Here is a 17,031-nt window from a genome sequence, read left to right on the forward strand (position 1 = left end):
GATCAGGATCGGCGGTCCAACTCGTGGGCGAGCATGGCGACCGCGTAGTCCGAGACCTTGTGCTCGCCGTGGGTGGGGTCGTCGATGACCTCCCAGTCCCCGCCCAGGGCGCCGGCGCGGTCGCGTACGGGCTGGGCGTAGCTGCGGTGACCGACCCCGGGGAAGCAGGACGGGTCGAACCGGTTCAGGATCTGCAGCTGACGTCGACCGGCGCCGGCCGCGCCGAGGAGGTAGAGGTCGAGATAGCCGGCGATGTCGTACAGGCCGGGAAGGCTCTCCCGTCGCTGCTCCCAGTCGCCGAAGTTCGGGTGTTCGGCCGGATGGGGGCGCAGATAGAACGGCCACGTCCCGGCCACCTGGATGCTCAGCGTGACCCGGGGATCGATGGCCGCGTGCAGCACCGTGGTCCACGCGCCGCCCGAGAAACCGAAGGTCACGACGTCGGTCAGCGGCGCCGCCCGCGCGACGTGGTTGAGCAGCGCGAGCACGGGCTCGAGGAAGAACGTGGCGGTGCAGAAGTCCGGGCGTTCGTAGGCGCCGAACCGCTCGTGGCTGGCCGGGTCGGCCGGTGGCGGGGCGTCGGACGTGGGCAGGTCCATCACCGGTGCGTTCCACCCCTGCAGCGGCATGTCGACCGCCGCCACCCGGTAGCCGCGGTCGAGGAGCGTCTGCATCGCCGCGAGCCGCGGCCGGTGGTAGACGGGCTTGCCGGCGTTCCCGTGACCGGCGAGGAAGAAGCCCAGCCGGCCCGGCTCGGGGCGGCGCGGGTGGACCAGATAACTGGTCGACGCCAGCCCGTGCGACATCGATGACGTGGCCCGGTCCACGCCGCCGTGGTCGAGCGGGTCCAGGTCGGCGATGGTGACGCCGGAGTTGATCGAGGGGGTGGCCGAGGGCAGGCCGGCTCCCTTCCACAGGTGGTCGATCAACCGTCGACGGCGGTCGGCCACGTCCTCGGTCGAGCGGACGGTGAGCAGTCGGTCGACATCGACCCCGACGGCCTCCGCGGGCATCGTTCGCCAGCCCGGGCCGCGGCTCGCCTCGATCGTGGCGTCCACCACCGGACGTGGCCGGGTCGCGGTCACCGGGCGAAGCCACCGCCCACGGTGGGCTGCGGGCGGGACAGGAAGACGATCGTCTGGTCACGGACCCGGAGGATGTGTGACTCGAGGGCCGCGCGGGCGCCGGGTCCGTCGCCGGCGTCGAGTGCCTCGACGATCTCGCGGTGCTCGACCACGGCGGCGTCCAGCCGGTCCCGGTTCATCGGCGCCTCCATCCCGGCGCGGGTGACGTGGATGCTCAGGTGCAGGTCGTCGTGCAGGGCGAGCAGCTTCGGGAAGCCGGACATCTCCACGAGCGTGCGGTGGAAGCGGCTGTCGTTCTCGCGGAAGGCGATGTACTGCGCCGGATCCTGGAGCGCGGCTTCGGCGAGCCGGCCCGCCTCGGCCACCAGATCGTGCAGGATCTGCGGGGCGGCCGGCCCCTCCTGCTCGGTGTACCGGCGCAGGCTGTGCGACTCGATCATCACGCGGAGCTCGAACAACTCGTACAAGGAGGAGAGTGAGGGGACGGCCACGGTGAAACCCGCGGTGGCGTCGTAGGCGAGCAGGCCGCGTTCGTGCAGCCGGCCGACCGCGCTGCGCACCGGTGTGCGGCTCATCCCGAGTTTCCGGGCGAACTCCCGGATCGGGACCGTCTGCCCCGGCTGCGGGTGCTCCTCGGTCAGCCAGGTGACCAGCGCGTCGTGCGCGCGGTTCTCCAGGGTCTTCTCGCTGACCTGCTCCGGGGGTCGCGTCCCTGCCATCGACGTTGCCACGTAGATCCTCCCATCCGCACCGCGGAGCGATGCGCTCGAGCCCGCTGCTCGTTGCGGTCCGCCCATGGTATGCCATTTGCGCCGTCCGTTCGGGCTCGTTCCTGCCGCGAGGGTCCTCGATCGCGGCCGACGGCATGGTCCGGCCTTGACAACATGCAGGTCGTCCCCGAAGGATGACGTACATGCCACTGGCATTCACACCTTCCGAAGAAGCGTCCCCCCACCGACTGCACGGCGTGCTCCCGCCGGTCGTGCTCCCGATGACCCCGGACGGCGAGGTCGACTCGGCCTCGTTGGAGTCACACGTCAACCACCTGGTGGTCGCCGGTGTGCACGGGCTCTGGGCGAACGGCACCACCGGCGAGTTCTACTCCCTGGACGGGGAGGGCCGCGCCGAGGTGGTGCGGCTGTGCGTCAAGGCCGCCGCGGGACGGGTGCCGGTGGTGGCACACGTGGGTGACACCTCCACGAGTCTCGCGGTGCGGCATGCCCGCGAGGCGCTCGCCGCCGGGGCCGCGTTGGTCTCGGTCCTGCCGCCCTATTTCGTGGGATTCGGTCAGGACGAGCTGAAGGCCCACTATCGGGCCCTGGCGCACGCGATCGACGGCCCGGTCGTGGCCTACCACCTGCCCCAGTTCATCCCGGCCACCCTCTCGATCGGCTCGATCGTCGAGCTCGTCGCCGAGGGGGTGCTGTGCGGTGCGAAGGACAGCAGTTCGGACATGGTGTGGCTGCGTCGGCTGCAGCGCCGTCTGCGGGAGGCCGGCACCCCGCTTCCCTGCCTCACCGGTGGGTCCTCCGTCGCCGATCTCGGCTACCTGCTCGGCGCCGTCGGTTCGGTCGCCTCGACCGGCAACCTCACCCCACGCCACCTGGTGCGCCAGTACGCGGCGGCGCGAGCCGGCGACTGGGACCTGGTCCTGGCCCTCCAGGACCAGAGCGAGGAACTGATCGAACTGCTGGCTCCCCCGGGGACCGTCGCGGCACCGGGACTGACCACGACCGTGTACAAGTACCTGCTCAGCGCCCTCGGCCGGATCGAGTCCGAGCACAGCGCGGCACCCCAGTCCCAACTGACGGCTCAGGATCGCCGGCACCTGGACGAACGCGTGCTGCCAGTCATCGACCGCCTGGAGGGTCCCGGCGACCGCGCCTGAACCGGCTCCAGTCAACTGGCATACCATCCCCGATGAAGAGGAGAACAATGATGTTGCCAAGCACCACACCGCAATCCCCCGCCCGGGACCGCCTCTGGTCGTCGGTGGTCAGTCGCCGTTCGGTCCTCCTGACCGGCGGTGGTCTGGCGGCCACCACCGCGCTGGCCGGCTGTTCCTTCTTCGACACCGACCCCGCCCAGAGTGGCGGCAACGGTGCGAGTGGCCCCAAGGGCAAGGAGGCGCCCTCGCTGGCGGCCCAGGTCGAGGCCGGAGAACTCCCACCGGTCGAGGAGCGGCTGCCGAGCACGCCCCTGGTGGTCGAGCCGCTGAACCAGGTCGGTCAGTACGGCGGGACCTGGCGCTCGGCGATGATCACCGAGGAGGACCGGACCTGGCTGGAACAGTCCATCGGGTACGAGCCGCTCGTGCGATGGATCCCGGGATGGACCGACCAGCCGGGGACCAGCGAGATCATCGCGAACCTGTGCGAGAGCTACGAGGAGCTCGACGAGGGTCGGGTCTTCCAGTTCACGCTGCGCGAGGGGATGCGGTGGTCGGACGGTGAGCCGCTCACCGACGAGGACTTCAGGTTCGCCTACGAGGACGTGAACGTCTACCCGGCCCTGCACCCCGGTGGCCTCTACTCGCTCTGGACGAACGTGAACGACCCCGAGAAGCCCGGCACGTTCGAGAGCGACGGCACCGTGATCCGGTACGTCTTCGACGACCCCAAGCCGGGATTCCTCGAGGAACTGGCCTCCGGCACCATGATGGTGCTGCCCCGGCACTACTTCGAGCAGTTCCACGAGAAGTACAACGAGGAGATCGCCGACCTGGTCGCCGAGGCGAGCCTGGACGACTGGGTGCAGCTGTGGGAGTCCAGGCTCGAGCCGTTCTCGAACGTGGACGCGCCGAGCCTGCACCCGTGGCGGCTGACCGCGGCGCTGGGCGACGGCAGCTACGTCACGGCCGAACGCAACCCGTACTACTGGAAGGTCGACCCGGACGGCAGCCAGCTGCCCTACATCGACGAGATCCGCTGCGAGATCCTGCAGGACATCGAGGTCGAGCTGCTGAAGATCACCAATGGTGAGCTGGACATGCAGATGCGCAACTTCGACACGATCCGGAACCTCCCGGTGGTCTCGGAGAACCAGGAGAGTGGCGACTACCGGATGTTCAGTGTCTCGCCGCAGGGCCCGAACGCGATGGTCATGGGCTTCAACCAGACCCTCGAGGACGAGCGGAAGCGGAAGATCTACTCGAACAAGGACTTCCGGGTCGGTCTCTCCCACGCGATCAACCGGCAGCGGATCATCGACACCATCTACGCCGGCCAGACGATGCCCTGGCAGTGCGCTCCGGTCGAGGGGCATCCCGCCTACGACGAGGAGTTCGGCACCCAGTTCACCGAGTACTCGGTGGACCTGGCGAACGAGGCCCTCGACCGGGCCGGCTACACCGAGCGGGACGGCAGCGGCATCCGGCTCGCCGAGGGGGCGCCGATCAGCATGACCGTGCTGGTGCCCTCGTCGATGCCCGACCATCTGGACGCCTTCGAGCTGATCAAGCAGGACTGGGAGGCGGTCGGCGTGGAGGCCAACGTCACCCCGTTGGCCGAGACGCTCTATTGGGAGCGCGTGGAAGCGAACCAGGCCGAGGTGTCCACGTGGACCGCCGGCGGGTTCGAGATCCGCGCGACCCAGGGGTCGAACCACTACTTCGTGCCCTCGAACCCGCGGGGCTCGTCCCGCTACGGCCACACCTGGGCGCTCTGGTACCGGGGGGAGTCCGACGTCGAGCCACCCGCGGTGATCCAGGAGCAACTCGCTCTGTTCGACGAGATGCGGAGCACGTACGACGCGGACGACGCGGTCGAGCTGGCCCGGCAGGTCCTGGAGATCGCGAAGGACCAGTTCTTCTACATCGGAATCTGCACCCAGCCGGACGGCTACGGGATCGTGCGGAACAACCTGGAGACCAACGTGCCGGACGAGATCCCGGGTGACGTCGGATTCCAGCCGCCTGGCCCGACCAACCCGGAGCAGTACTTCTTCACGGCCTGAGCGGTCCGGCTCACGGAGCCGGAACTGCCCGGTCATGCCCGACGGCGTCACGCGGCTCGATCCGCGCGGCGCCGTCGGCGTCGGTACCGGTGGGCGCCCGGCCGCGGGCGGTCGGCCGAACGGTCCGGCCGCCCGCGGCCCGGCGAGGGTCGGCATGTGCCGGCATGTGCCGGCATGTGCCGGCATGGCGGTCAGGCGGGACGGCTCGGTGCGTGACCGGCCAGCGCCGCCGCCTGCCGTAGTGCTTCGGCCATGCTGGCCGTGGTGACCCGGCCGGTACCGGCGATATCGAACGCGGTGCCGTGGTCCACCGACGTCCGGATCACCGGCAGGCCCACCGTGATGTTCACGCCGTCGTCGATGCCGAGCACCTTCACCGGACCGTGGCCCTGGTCGTGGTACATGGCCACGATGAGGTCGAAGTCGCCGCGGCCGGCCAGGAAGAACGCCGTGTCGGCCGGCAGCGGCCCATGCACGTCGTGGCCCAGGGCGACCAGTTCGTCGATGGCCGGCTGGATCTTCTCGGCCTCCTCCCCGTAGCCGAACAACCCGTCCTCGCCGGCGTGCGGATTGATCGCGCACACCCCGACGCGGGGTCGGGTCAGACCGGCGCGTTCGAGCGCCTCGATGCCGCGCTCGACCGTCCGGCGCACCAACGGCGGATCGATCCGAGCGATCGCATCGATGAGGCCCAGGTGCGTCGTCACGTGGATGACCCGGAGCCGCGGGGTGCTCAGCATCATGGACACCTCGGGCACCCCGGTCAGGTGCGCGAGGAGTTCGGTGTGCCCGGGGAAGCGGTGGCCGGCGGCGTGCAGCGCGGCCTTGTTCAGCGGCGCGGTCGCGATGGCCGCCACGTCCTGGCTCACGGCGTAGCCGGCGGCCCGCTCGACGTAGGCGTACGCCGCATCACCGGCGATCGGGCTGACCTGGCCGAACGGAAGGTCCTCGGGCAGTTCGCCCACCTGGATCACGTCGACACGGGTCGTCGTGGGGTCGGCTTCGGCCGGCCGGTCGATCTCGTGCATGGTGGCCGGCACTCGCATGAGCGTCGCCGCCCGGGTCATTCGTGGCAGGTCGCCGATCAGCACGGGCCGGCACGCCGCGAGCACCTCCGGGTCGGTCAGGGCGGCGGCACAGACCTCGGGCCCGACGCCCGCCGGATCTCCCATCGTCACGGCGACGACGGGACGGGAGGGCGCGCGATCGGTGGGCTCCACGGTGGGTTCCTTCTCTGGTTCTGGGATCGGGATCGGGGTCGGGTGGTCGGGGTGGTCGGGGTGGTCAGGACCTGGCACGCGCCGAGGTGGCCCCGAGCAGGTCGAGGAGGTCGAGCAGGAGACGGGGCTCGCCGTAGCTGCCGGGTTTGGTCCAGACCGTGCGGCCGTCCGGCGCGCACAGGCGGGCGACCGCGGCGACGGTGGAGGGAAGGGTCCGGAGGTCGCGCAGGCCGAGCCGGTCCAGGACCAGCCGGGCGGTGTGGCCGCCGCTGAGCAGCAGGGCGACATCGGGCGCGGCACCGGCCAGCGTGGCCGCACAGGCGGCGGCCAAGGAGTCCATGCTCGCTCGATCCCGGGGCGCGGACGCCGCGGCGGTCGGGAGGGTGAGCGCGACGTGTCCTCCCCGCGCGAGCGTGGACCGAGCCCGGTGCACGGCCGAGTCGCGGCCGCCGCCGTCGGCCGGCACTGCGATCCGGATGGCCCGGTGCCGGGCCTCGAGGGCGTCGAACTGGGCGTGGCTGACCGGCTCGGTGGTGCCGAGCACGGCGAGGAGCGTGCGCACGGCGGCCGGCGCCCTCGTTCCGACCGCGTGCGTGGCCGTGCCGTCGCCCGGTGCGGCCGGGTCCGGGGTGCGCAGCAGGCCGGCGAGGAACGGTGCCGATCCGGCGAACGTCGCGTGCGGGATCCCGACGCAGGCGAGAGCGAGTCGCTCCAGGTCCGCCGGGGTTGCGACGTCCGCGGTGATCAGGAGCGGGCCGTCGGCCCGGGCAAGGGCGGGGAGCCGGCGGTAGTCGGCTCGGCCGAGGTGTCGGTGCGGCAGACCGGAGCCGAGCCGGGCGAGGTCGACCGACTCGGTGGAGCCGTCGACGTGCCACCCGTCCACGGTCACACGCCCGAGCCCTGGGTTGGCGGGGCACAGCACGACCGGACGCCCGGACCCCAGCAGCGCGTCGAGGTAGACCCGGACCGGGCCGCGCAGCCTCGAGTCCAGCTTCACGAACACGGTCGCGGTCGGATCGACCCCGGCCGCCAGTGCGGTCATGGCATGGAGCACGTCGGCGTCCGCGTCGTGGCGCAGGTCGAGATCCCAGACGGTGTCGACGTCCCCGGCCGTGCCGTTCGCTCCGTCGGTGTCGCCGGTCCTGACCGTCCCGACTGTGCCCGGCCCGGGCCGGCCGAGGCGAACGCGCACGTCCCGACCGCTCCAGTCCTGCCAGAGTCGTGCGAACTCCGCCGCGCCGGTGAGATCGTCGGCCCAGACGTGTGCGGGCCTCACGCCTCGGCCCGCTGTGCCACGGGCCGGATGACGACGTCCCGGCCGGTCCGGCGGAACGCGTCCAGGAACTCGGGATCCGCGCCGTCGTCGGTGACCAGCGTCCACGGTTCGTCGATCCGGGCCCAACTGTGGAACGGTGCGTGCCCGAGCTTCGCCGAGTGCGCGAGGACGTAGATCCGACGGGACCGGCGAGCCATCAGCTCCTTGAGGCGGGTCTGGTCCGGCTCCGCCTCGCAGAGGGACCCGTCGGCGCCGACCCCGTCGGTGCCGAGGAACAGCCGATCGAAGGTGAGCCGTTCCAGCGCCAGTTCCGTCAGCGGCCCGACGAACGCCGCCGAGAGGTCCCTGAGCCGGCCGCCGAGGCAGGTCAGCGCGAGCTCCGGTCGGGTCCGCAGCAGGCTGATCACCGGGACGCTCGCGGTGGTCACGGCGAGGCCCTCCAGGGCGGGCAGGCGGCGAGCCAGCAGGGCGACGGTGGAGCCGGCATCGAGCAGGATCGACTCGCCCGGACGGACCTGCTCCGCCGCCCAGCCGGCGATGGCGGCCTTGGCGTCGAAACTCTCGTGCTCGCGCTGGAGCAACGACGTCTCCACGTGCTCGCCGGGCGCGATGGCGCCGCCGTAGGTCCGGGCCAGCTGGCCGGACCGGCTCAGTTGCGCGAGGTCGCGGCGGATCGTGGAGGCGGTCACCCCGAACCGGGCCGCGAGGTCATCCACGCTCGCCAGACCCATCTCTGAGGCGCGCGCGACGATCTCGCCGCGGCGACGCTCCGCCTTGCTCACCATCATCATCGCCCTCCCGTCCGTCCTCCCATGCTACCCACGAGCGGCGCGTTTCGTGCTACGTTGACTGCGCGTTCTGCGCAATACATTCCCCCGAGGGAGAGCTGATGAACGACCTGAGGACCGAGTCGGGGCCGGTGCCGGTGCGCCTGATCCTGGGCACGATGTCGTTCGGGGACACCGTCGACGAGCCAACGGCCGCCCGGATCATCGAGACCGCGATCGAGGCCGGGATCGGCGAACTGGACACCGCGAACACCTACGCGGGCGGTGCGAGCGAGCAGATCGTCGGCCGGGCCCTGCGAGCCAATCCCGCCGACGGCGTGGTCGTCTCCTCCAAGGTCGGCATGCAGCCGCCCCGGGACGGCGCCGGGCCACTCGCCCACGAGGCGGTCGTGGCCGCAGCACGCACCAGCGTCGAGCGGCTGGGCCGGCCGCTGGACACGTTGTACCTGCACCAGCCGGACCGCAGCACCTCGCTGACGGAGACCATCGGTGGCGTGTCCGAGGTGCTCGAACTCGGGCTGGCCAGGCGCTTCGGCCTCTCGAACCACTCCGCGTGGGAGACGGTCGAGGTACAGGAACTGTGCCGCCGGCAGCGGGCCCCGGAGCCGCGGCGCGCACAGCAGCTCTACAACGCGCTCGCGCGGCGCCTCGAGGTCGAGTTCCTTCCCTTCGCGGTGGCTCGCGGCGTGGAGACGGTCATCTACAACCCGCTGGCCGGAGGGCTGCTCACCGGGCGCCACACGATCGCCGAGGAGCCGGGGCAGGGGCGGTTCGGATCCTCCGCCGTGGCGCAGATGTACCGCCGCCGGTACTGGACCCCGGAGCAGTTCCAGGCGCTCGATGCGCTCCGTGAGATCGCCGACAGCGCCGCGATCGGCCTCACCGAGCTCTCCCTGCGGTGGCTGCTCGGGGTGGGCGGGGTGGAGGCGATCCTCGTCGGGGGATCCTCCCCGGGCCAGATCCGCGCCAACGTCGCGGCGCTCGGCCACGGGCCGCTCGAGGCGGAACTGCGGCTGCGCGTCGACGCCGCCACCGCGCCGCTCCTGGCGAGCGCGCCGCACTACGCGCGCTGACCGCGCCGACTCGGGGTAGAAGTCACCTGCCGGAGCCTCAGTTCGGTCTCACCCGGCGCGTGGCTTGCCCATGGTTTCGAGATCGAGGTCACCAGTGAACCTGATGGGGGATGCGGCCGCGGCATCGACGGCGCCCGTCCCGAGCCTGACCTCGATCGCAGCCCACCCGCCGTCGGTGAGTTCAATGATCGCGTCGACTTCGCGGCCGTTGGAGTCGCGGAAGTGTGTCACTCGACCGCTGCTTGCCTGTGCGTACACCCGGAGATCGCGGATGGCGAGGGACTCGAACAGGAATCCGAGGGTGTTGAGGTCTTCCCTCAGCGAGTCGGGGGTGGCGTCCAGTGCCGCTGCCGCCAGCGACGGATCGGCCAAGTGCCGTTTGGGCGCCTTGCGCCGGCGCGCCGAGGAGCGGAGCGACGCCGACCACGCGGGTTGGTCCTCCGTGATCATCAGCCGCTCGAGAGCGCCGAGGTGCCCCATGGTCGTCTCGCGGGTCGTGGTGAGGTCGCTGCCCGCAACATCTCTGGTCAGTGCGGTGACGGAGACTCGGACGCCACGTTCCGAGCGAGCGAACGCAGCAATCGCCGGACCTTGACAGGGTCGCGGCTGTATCCAGCCACGCGTGAGAGGTCCGCGTCCACGAGCAGGTCGAGGTAGTCGGTTGCGTACGTGCGTGCGTCCTCAATGGGGAGTCCGATCGACATCGGCCATCCGCCGCGGACGATGAGTTCTGCGATCCGGTGTCCGGTCGTCTGCGACTGCGGGGCGCGGGAGACGCCGCCCCCGAGCACGTCGCGAAGGCTGACCGCGCCCGTCGAGTCACCGGACTCCCACAGCGACATCGTCCGTATTCGCATCCGTGAGACCCGTCCCGCTCCAGTGTGTCGACGCGCATCGTCGCGAGGCACCGAGGAGCCAGTCAGGATGAACTGGCCGGGTCTACCACGTGCGTCGACCCGGCGACGTAGGTGATTCCACGTGTTCGGTTGTTCCTGCCACTCATCGAGGAGTCGGGGCGGGTCGCCTTCCAGGAGCAACGAGGGGTCGACCGCGATCGCTGCCTCTTCATATCCACAATCTGCAGGCAGATCAGCCGACAGTGTGCAACATCGCGAGCCGACACCGTGCAGACGGAACTGCGTGCCCAGACCGGCGCCATCGTGACCCGGTCGGTGGTCTCTGGTCGAGGCGTCGGTAGGCTCGAGGGCGTCACACCGACCTGAACGGAGGGTGCGCCGGTGGCCGTCACCATGAGCGACGTCGCGAAACTTGCCGGCGTCTCGGTGAAGACCGTCTCGAACGTGGTCAACGACTACCCCTACATCCGCGAGGGCACCCGGGCCCGCGTGCTGGACTCGATCCAGAAGCTCGGCTACCAGCTCAACACCACCGCCCGCGGGCTGCGCACCGGGCGTACCGGTCTGATCGGACTCGCGGTGCCCGAGCTCAAGCTCCCGTACTTCGCCGAGCTCGCAGACTCCGTGATCGCCGAGGCCGAGCAGGTGGGGCTCACCGTGCTGATCGAGCAGACGAACAGCGACCGGGAACGCGAGATCGCCGTGCTGCGAGACCCGCGCCGCCGGCTCGTGGACGGTCTGATCTTCTCCCCTCTGGCCCTGGGCCAGGACGACCGGCACCTGCTCGAGGTCGACTTTCCCCTCGTCGTTCTCGGGGAACGGATCTTCGCCGCGGCGGCCGATCACGTCACGATGCAGAACGTGGACGCCGCGCGCGCCGCTACCGAGCACCTGCTCGGCCTGGGCCGGCGCCGGATCGCGATGGTGGGTGGACACCGGGGGGAACGGATCGGGTCCGCGGCGCTGCGGGAGGCCGGCTATGCCGAGGCGCTCGAGGCCGCCGGGATCGGCGTGGACCCCGGCCTGATCGGGGAGTCCGGCCTGTGGCACCGCGAGACCGGGGCAGCCGCGATCGCGACGATGCTCGACTCCGGCACCGTCCCCGACGCCGTCTTCGCGCTCAACGACGCGCTCGCCATCGGCGTACTGCGCGAGCTCCTCTCCCGCGGGATCCGGGTGCCACAGGACGTCGCCGTGATCGGCTTCGACGACGTCGAGGACGCCCGCTTCGCCTATCCGAGTCTCAGTTCGGTCTCACCCGGGCGGGCACAGATCGCCCGCTCCGCCGTCGGTCTGCTGCACCGCCGGATCGTCGAGCGGACCGCTCCGGCCGAACACGAGACCATCACGGCCGAGTTCGAGGTGGTGCCCCGGGAGTCGACCCTCGGGTTGCCGGCCCGGCCGGCCTGACGTCCTCAGCCGGCGGCCAGTGCGGCCACCTCCTCGGCGGTCAGCGCCGTGGTGTGCAGTTCGAGCTCGTCCACCGCGCCCGCGAACGGGGTGTCCCACCAGTTCACCCCGAGCGCGAAGGCGCCCGACGTGGTGGTGAACACGTCCGGGAACCCGGTGCCGGCGAACGCCTCGACGCCGTCCACGTAGACGGTCAGCGCGCCGTCGTCCACGGTCAGGGCCAGGTGGGTCCACTCGCCGACCGGGATCTGCTGACCGGCGGACGCGTCGTACCAGGCGTTGCCTGACCAGACCATGGTGTCCCCGCCCACGCCGTCGTGCCCCTGCGGCAGCAGGCTCACCCAGCTGTTCGGGTCCCGGGCGCCGAAGAACGCCGTCGTGTAGGGGGTGAGGGCGTCCGGCCGCAGCCACAGGCTCACCGAGTACGTCGGCCCGATGATCAGCCCGTCCGGGAGCCGTACGCCGGCGGTGCCGTCGAGTTGCAACGCCTGCCCGCTGACGCCCTCGGTGTAGCCGACGGCGCCACCGGTGGTGTCGATGCGGGTGCCGGTGGGCTGCCCGTCGGCGACGCGGCCCTGCGCCTCGGCGAGGTCGCCGTCGAAGTCGTAACGCGCCACCAGGCCGCCGACCACCTTCTCGGAGACGACGACGGCGAACGTCGCCGTCGCGGTCAGCTCGCCCTGGGCCAGGGTCGCCGTGAGCGTGACGTGAGCATCGCCGTCGCCGGGTTCGGGCCGGACCACCTCCCCGCTGGCGGAGACCACGGCCTCCTCGGAGCTGGCCCACTCGATGGTGACGCCGCGGGTGCCGACGGTGGGCAGGTCCAGGTCGGCGATGACGCCGGAGGTGTCGCCGAGATCCAGATCGGCGAGCACGGCGTCGAGCGCCTGCTGATCGGTCAGCGGGGCGAGCCGGCTTCCCCAGAGTGACACTCCGCCGTCGGAGGAGACGGTGAAGGTGACCACCCAGGAAGCCGACTGCGGCTCCCACTGGCGCACGAACACGCCCATGTACTCCTCGCCGTCGATGGTCAGGCGGGCCCGGTCGCGCCCCTGCAGCAGGTGCCAGCGGCCCTCGACGGCGCCGCTGATCTCGCCGTTGCGGTGCAGCTCGATGGTGCTCGCCTCATGGAGGTCGGCGGAGATCTCCTTGCCGTGGTCGATGAACGCGTACTCGCCGACCACGTCCGGGCGGCGCAGGATGTCGTCCTCGCCGTCCGGTGCGTAGCGGTACGGCGCCACCACCGGCCAGCCATGTTCGTTCATGAACATCTGGTGGGTGCGGAGCTGGTGGAACTCACCCTGACCGGGGAAGCGGGTGTGGAAGATGAGGAACTGCTCGCGGGTCTGCGGGTCGTAGTAGGTCGTGTTGTGCCCGGGCGAGACGTACCCGACGCCGGGCTCCTCGCCCGGGTCGCCGACCGCGTGGCCGAACAGGTGACTCCCCATCAGCTTGACGCCGAACGGCTCGATCGAGGCGTCGTCGAACAGCGGTAGGGCCGGGTCCGAGCGCACCTCGGACATCGGATTGCCCTCGGCGTCGACGTAGGGACCGTCCGGGTCCGCCGACCGTGCCACGCGCATGTTGTAGCCGCCGTCCGAACCGAGACCGCCGAAGGACGTGAACAGGTAGTAGTACGCCGTCTCGGGGTTGTACATGATCGTCGGCCCCTCGATCCGGCTGTGGTTGCCGCCCATCAGGTGCTCGCCGTAGCCCTGGCCGGGCACCGGCAGCCCGCTCTCGCGGTCCATCTCGAGGATGAAGATGCCGCCCGAGTACGAGCCGTAGACCATCCAGAGGTTGCCCTCGGCGTCGAAGAACGTGTCCGGGTCCACCACGTTCGGGTGCACGCGCGCGTCGTAGATCGTGCCGTCCTCGCTCGGCTCGTCCCACATGCCCGAGCGCAGGATGATGCCCAGGTCCTCGTAGGGTCCGTCGACCGAGTCGGCGACGGCGACGCCCATGGCCGAGCGCGGCGAGTCGCCCTTGCAGGCGTTGTAGTACATGTAGAAGCGGCCGTCCTCGAGTTGGATCACGTCCGCCGCCCAGAGCGTGTCCGTCTGGGCCCACTCGAACGTCTCGGCGAGCTCGGCGCGCACGTCCTCGAACAGCGGATTGTCCGCGTTCGCGCCGTCGGCGACCAGTTCCCAGTTCATCAGGTCGTCGGAGCGGGCGGCGGCCAGGTGCGAGCCGAACACCCAGAACTCCCCGTCGGCCGTCACCAGCGACGGGTCGTGCACCGAGGCGTCGGTGAACTCCGGTGGCTCGGTGGGTGCCGGCGCCGGTGGACGGGCCGCCGCTGCGGCCGGGACCAGCGCGACGAGAGCGGCGCAGATCAGGGCGAGGAGGGGACGGACGGACATGGCGCTCCCGGTGTTCAACGCTGGACTCAGGGTTCGGTGCTCTGGCCGTCGGCGACCGGTCCGACCGGCCGGGCGATGCCGGCCACGACACCGACAACGTCACGCTAGCCCGCCTTCTACATCGATGTAAAGAGGCGACGACCGTAACTGCCGCCGTCAACCTGCTCCTGTTCGCAGCGACGACGGACGTGACGCAGACCTCGCAACCACACGACGGCGCCAGCGACCCCGGGTGAACTCGGCCTGCGCGCCCGCGCCGGGTACTGAGGCCGGAGGCTCAGGCAGGCCGTCCCGCCGTCGTTGCTGCCCCGCGCTGTGGCGTGCGCCGGATGCCCCGGCGCAGTGGGTCGAACTGCGTCATCACGGCCGGGGTCGCCTCGCCGGTGATCTGATCGGCGAGCAGGCGTCCGGTGAGCGGGCCGAGGGCGATGCCCCACATCCCGTGCCCGCCGGCGACGTACACCCGCGGGGAGCGGGTGCGGCCGACGAGGGGCAACCCGTCTGCGGTGCACGGCCGGGAGCCGACCCACTCCTCGGAGCGCACCTCCCAGTCGATGCCGGTGAGCATCGGCCGGGCAGCTTCGACGATCGCCGTGATCCGGCGATCGTCCCGGGTTGCGTCCGGGCGGCGGAACTCCATCATCCCGGCCACTCGGAACCGGCCCTGCAACGGCGTGCAGGCGACCCTCTGCACGGGAAGGTAGACGGGGCGCTCCGGCAGCCGGTCCGGGCGGACCGTGAAGCTGTAGCCACGGCCGGCCTGCACGATCGCGCGCACTCCGAACGGTCGGGCGAGGGAGTTCAGGCGGGCGCCGGAGGCGATCACGACGGCGTCGACCGAGTGGGAGGAGCCGTTGCGGTCGAGTACGTGCACACCCGTGCGGCCATCGTCGAGGATCGCGTCGACGTCGAACCCGGAGATGATCGCGCCGCCGCGGGCTCGGACCGAGTCGGCGAGCGAGTGCACGAACCTTGGCGGGTCGATGAACCGCTGCCCTTCGATTGTGATCGCGGCGCCAACGCCCTCGCCGAGTACCGGCTCGACGGCCCGTGCCTGGTCCCCGGTCAGGAACGCGTGATCGATCGGGGCGCCGTGCTCGCCGGCGTAGCGGAACTCCTTCGCGATGACCCGGGTGTCCGCCTCGGAGGCGAAGGCCGCCAGGAACGGCTCTGCGGTGCGGATCGGCTCCGCCACACCGCCGTCGGACAGTTCGTCGTAGGAGCCCAGGGCGAGCTTGTTCAGTTCGGCGAACACGGCCATCGACGACTCCCAGCGCTTCCTGGTGCAGTGCGCGGCGAAGGTGATCAGGAACTGAAGCAGCCGGGGGTCGGCCGACGGCGGCACGTACACCGGTGAGGCCGGGTCGAAGACCGCGCGAATGCCGTATCGAAGGAGGGCGGGCTCCGGGAGCGGCAGGGTCAGCGCGGGAGCGAGCCAACCGGCGTTGCCCCAGGAGGCGTCCGCGGCCACACCGATCCGGTCGACCACGGTCACGCCGACGCCGTGCCGCTGCAGGTGCCAGGCCGTGGAGAGCCCGACGGCGCCCGCTCCGACGACAACGATGTGCTCCGGTCGTGTGCTGGTCACGGTCGCCGACCGCCTCTCGAGTGGGTGGGTCGGAGTCCACCGTGACGCAACCAGGGCGGCCCGCGGGATAGCCGGGCGGCCAGCGTTCTGGGCTGCTGGCGGTGCGATCGCACAGGTGGTCGGGATGGTCCGGGACTCAGTCCGAGGGCGGTGGTCCGAGGGTCGCCAGGGCGAGTTGCAGCATTAGGACGAGCCGGGTGTCGGTGTCGGTCAGATCGACGCCGCACCTGTCGACGGCGCGGCGGAGCCGGTTCCGCAGCGTGTTCGGGTGGACGTGCAACTCGGCGGCCGCCGCTGCGACGTCGCCGCCATGCGCGAGATGGGCCCGCGCGGTCGTGACGAGTTCGCTGCCGTTGGTCCGGTCGTGCTCCAGGAGCCGGGCCAGCGGTGTGATCTCCGCGACGTCGCCCAGGAGACCCTCGGTCTGGAGTGCGACGATGTCGGCGAGCACGTCGTCGATGGGGGCCACCACGCCGGGCGTCCGTCGGCGGCGGAGTACCCGCAGCGCGCGGACCGCGTCCTGGTGCGAGTGGTGGGCCTCGCCGGGGGAGGCCACCCGGCGGCCGATGGCGATGACCACGTGGTCCCGGACCCGTGCCGTGGTGGCGAACATGCTGAGGACCCGGGCGACCGCCTCGTCCGGGCCGGCGAGCACGGTGCAGACGGTGGCGTCCAGTTCTGCGGTCAGTGCCCGCACACCCCGTGCCTCGAGGTGGATCGCAAGCGCCCCGGCGAGGCCCGCGGGCAGATCCGAGCCGGTGCTCGGCGCGGCCAGGGCGACCGTGACCGGGCCCGCCAGGCCCAGTTCGACGGCAACCTCGAAGGCCTCCGGGCCGCCGTCGAGGATGGCGCGAACCTGCCGCGACCGCAATCGGCCGTGCCGGTCGCTCCGGGCTCGATGGGCCAGGATCAGCCGGGCCACCTGAGGGACGGCGGCCATGAGCGTTTGCCCCTCAGCCTCGCCGAGTCGTTCCGATCGTGCCGCCCAGATCGACCCGATGAGGGTGCCTTCGTCGCTGTGCACGGCGACCACCGCCCGGGTGACGCTGCCCTCACCGAGGTCGGCGTAAACCACCCCGGACTCGCGCCGGAGACGGTCGAACACGCCGGCCTCGGTGAGGATCGTCCGGTATCGACCGGGCACCTGACGGGCGAGGATCGTGTCGACCCGGATGTCGTCGACGGATTGGGCGTCGGCGGAGTACGCGAGGACCGTGGAGCGCTCGTCCTCGATGGTCACAGGCGCGTCGATGGACCCGGCGAGCGACTCGGCGGCCTCGAACAGGTCGTCTCCGAGGGTCTCCATGACGAGACTCTAGGGCCTTCGCACGCCCCACCGGTGACGAAGGACGAGAACCGCACGGACGCGTCAACCGCAGTTCCGGTACCCTTCCAGACAGATTGTCGACAATAGATC

General features: G+C 71.1%; 14 protein-coding genes. 4 read left to right on the top strand and 10 right to left on the bottom strand.

All coding sequences use genetic code 11. The features are described 5' to 3' along the window. Positions 1 to 2: 2 nt before the first annotated feature. Positions 3 to 1,085, bottom strand: coding sequence for a hypothetical protein (locus EXU48_RS22605; protein WP_133109966.1), 1,083 nt, complete (start codon positions 1,083 to 1,085; stop codon positions 3 to 5). Continuing rightward, positions 1,082 to 1,816: a GntR family transcriptional regulator gene (locus tag EXU48_RS22610; RefSeq protein WP_165962951.1), complete on the bottom strand. Its 735-nt coding sequence runs from the start codon at positions 1,814 to 1,816 to the stop codon at positions 1,082 to 1,084. Before EXU48_RS22610 ends, EXU48_RS22605 begins: the two co-directional genes overlap by 4 nt. Before the next feature lie 182 nt (positions 1,817 to 1,998). Between EXU48_RS22610 and EXU48_RS22615 the strand changes: the two genes are divergently transcribed. Together EXU48_RS22615 and EXU48_RS22620 are read left to right on the top strand one after the other, a co-directional pair. Beyond that, a complete protein-coding gene (locus tag EXU48_RS22615) occupies positions 1,999 to 2,973 on the top strand; it encodes a dihydrodipicolinate synthase family protein (RefSeq protein ID WP_165962952.1) in 975 nt (324 codons plus the stop codon). Positions 2,974 to 3,023: 50 nt separating this feature from the next. Further along, complete coding sequence (locus tag EXU48_RS22620; protein WP_165962953.1) at positions 3,024 to 5,039, top strand: ABC transporter substrate-binding protein; 2,016 nt, start codon at positions 3,024 to 3,026, stop codon at positions 5,037 to 5,039. Between the two features lie 191 nt (positions 5,040 to 5,230). Here the strand turns inward: EXU48_RS22620 and pdxA are convergent, their stop codons facing one another. The 3 genes from pdxA to EXU48_RS22635 form a co-directional block, all read right to left on the bottom strand. Further along, positions 5,231 to 6,259, bottom strand: coding sequence for a 4-hydroxythreonine-4-phosphate dehydrogenase PdxA (gene pdxA / locus EXU48_RS22625; protein WP_235857218.1), 1,029 nt, complete (start codon positions 6,257 to 6,259; stop codon positions 5,231 to 5,233). A 64-nt stretch (positions 6,260 to 6,323) separates the two neighbouring features. Beyond that, positions 6,324 to 7,535, bottom strand: coding sequence for a four-carbon acid sugar kinase family protein (locus tag EXU48_RS22630; RefSeq protein WP_165962954.1), 1,212 nt, complete (start codon positions 7,533 to 7,535; stop codon positions 6,324 to 6,326). Next, the gene (locus EXU48_RS22635; protein WP_328591668.1) at positions 7,532 to 8,326 is read right to left on the bottom strand and encodes a DeoR/GlpR family DNA-binding transcription regulator; all 795 of its coding nucleotides are present in this window, start codon (positions 8,324 to 8,326) and stop codon (positions 7,532 to 7,534) included. The genes EXU48_RS22630 and EXU48_RS22635 overlap by 4 nt, the downstream gene beginning before the upstream one ends. 98 nt (positions 8,327 to 8,424) lie before the next feature. Here EXU48_RS22635 and EXU48_RS22640 point away from each other — a divergent pair, with 98 nt between their 5' ends. Then, positions 8,425 to 9,396, top strand: a complete 972-nt coding sequence (locus tag EXU48_RS22640) for an aldo/keto reductase (RefSeq protein ID WP_133109971.1) — start codon at positions 8,425 to 8,427, stop codon at positions 9,394 to 9,396. A 48-nt stretch (positions 9,397 to 9,444) separates the two neighbouring features. On the opposite strand, the gene EXU48_RS22645 is transcribed toward EXU48_RS22640, so the two are convergent. Together EXU48_RS22645 and EXU48_RS25540 are read right to left on the bottom strand one after the other, a co-directional pair. Next, positions 9,445 to 10,008: a DUF4143 domain-containing protein gene (locus tag EXU48_RS22645; protein WP_407938773.1), complete on the bottom strand. Its 564-nt coding sequence runs from the start codon at positions 10,006 to 10,008 to the stop codon at positions 9,445 to 9,447. Beyond that, the gene (locus EXU48_RS25540) at positions 9,924 to 10,238 is read right to left on the bottom strand and encodes an ATP-binding protein (protein ID WP_133109973.1); all 315 of its coding nucleotides are present in this window, start codon (positions 10,236 to 10,238) and stop codon (positions 9,924 to 9,926) included. Before EXU48_RS25540 ends, EXU48_RS22645 begins: the two co-directional genes overlap by 85 nt. Before the next feature lie 396 nt (positions 10,239 to 10,634). Here EXU48_RS25540 and EXU48_RS22655 point away from each other — a divergent pair, with 396 nt between their 5' ends. Continuing rightward, complete coding sequence (locus EXU48_RS22655) at positions 10,635 to 11,663, top strand: LacI family DNA-binding transcriptional regulator (protein WP_235857219.1); 1,029 nt, start codon at positions 10,635 to 10,637, stop codon at positions 11,661 to 11,663. Positions 11,664 to 11,668: 5 nt separating this feature from the next. Here the strand turns inward: EXU48_RS22655 and EXU48_RS22660 are convergent, their stop codons facing one another. The 3 genes from EXU48_RS22660 to EXU48_RS22670 form a co-directional block, all read right to left on the bottom strand. Next, positions 11,669 to 14,026: a LamG-like jellyroll fold domain-containing protein gene (locus tag EXU48_RS22660; RefSeq protein ID WP_133109974.1), complete on the bottom strand. Its 2,358-nt coding sequence runs from the start codon at positions 14,024 to 14,026 to the stop codon at positions 11,669 to 11,671. Between the two features lie 277 nt (positions 14,027 to 14,303). Further along, positions 14,304 to 15,614: an NAD(P)/FAD-dependent oxidoreductase gene (locus EXU48_RS22665; protein WP_133109975.1), complete on the bottom strand. Its 1,311-nt coding sequence runs from the start codon at positions 15,612 to 15,614 to the stop codon at positions 14,304 to 14,306. Between the two features lie 136 nt (positions 15,615 to 15,750). Beyond that, entirely contained in the window at positions 15,751 to 16,920 is a 1,170-nt protein-coding gene (locus EXU48_RS22670) for a PucR family transcriptional regulator (protein ID WP_133109976.1), read from the bottom strand. Positions 16,921 to 17,031 lie beyond the last annotated feature (111 nt).

The sequence above is a fragment of the Occultella glacieicola genome (assembly GCF_004353825.1).
GTDB lineage: Bacteria > Actinomycetota > Actinomycetes > Actinomycetales > Beutenbergiaceae > Occultella > Occultella glacieicola.

What these genes read in the sequence shown, in the direction of transcription:
- EXU48_RS22615 (WP_165962952.1), top strand. Translation starts at nt 1,999, where the DNA reads ATGCCACTGGCATTCACACCTTCCGAAGAAGCGTCCCCCCACCGACTG.
- EXU48_RS22620 (WP_165962953.1), top strand. Translation starts at nt 3,024, where the DNA reads ATGTTGCCAAGCACCACACCGCAATCCCCCGCCCGGGACCGCCTCTGG.
- EXU48_RS22635 (WP_328591668.1), bottom strand. Translation starts at nt 8,326, where the DNA reads ATGATGATGGTGAGCAAGGCGGAGCGTCGCCGCGGCGAGATCGTCGCG.
- EXU48_RS22640 (WP_133109971.1), top strand. Translation starts at nt 8,425, where the DNA reads ATGAACGACCTGAGGACCGAGTCGGGGCCGGTGCCGGTGCGCCTGATC.
- EXU48_RS25540 (WP_133109973.1), bottom strand. Translation starts at nt 10,238, where the DNA reads ATGTCGCTGTGGGAGTCCGGTGACTCGACGGGCGCGGTCAGCCTTCGC.
- EXU48_RS22660 (WP_133109974.1), bottom strand. Translation starts at nt 14,026, where the DNA reads ATGTCCGTCCGTCCCCTCCTCGCCCTGATCTGCGCCGCTCTCGTCGCG.
- EXU48_RS22670 (WP_133109976.1), bottom strand. Translation starts at nt 16,920, where the DNA reads ATGGAGACCCTCGGAGACGACCTGTTCGAGGCCGCCGAGTCGCTCGCC.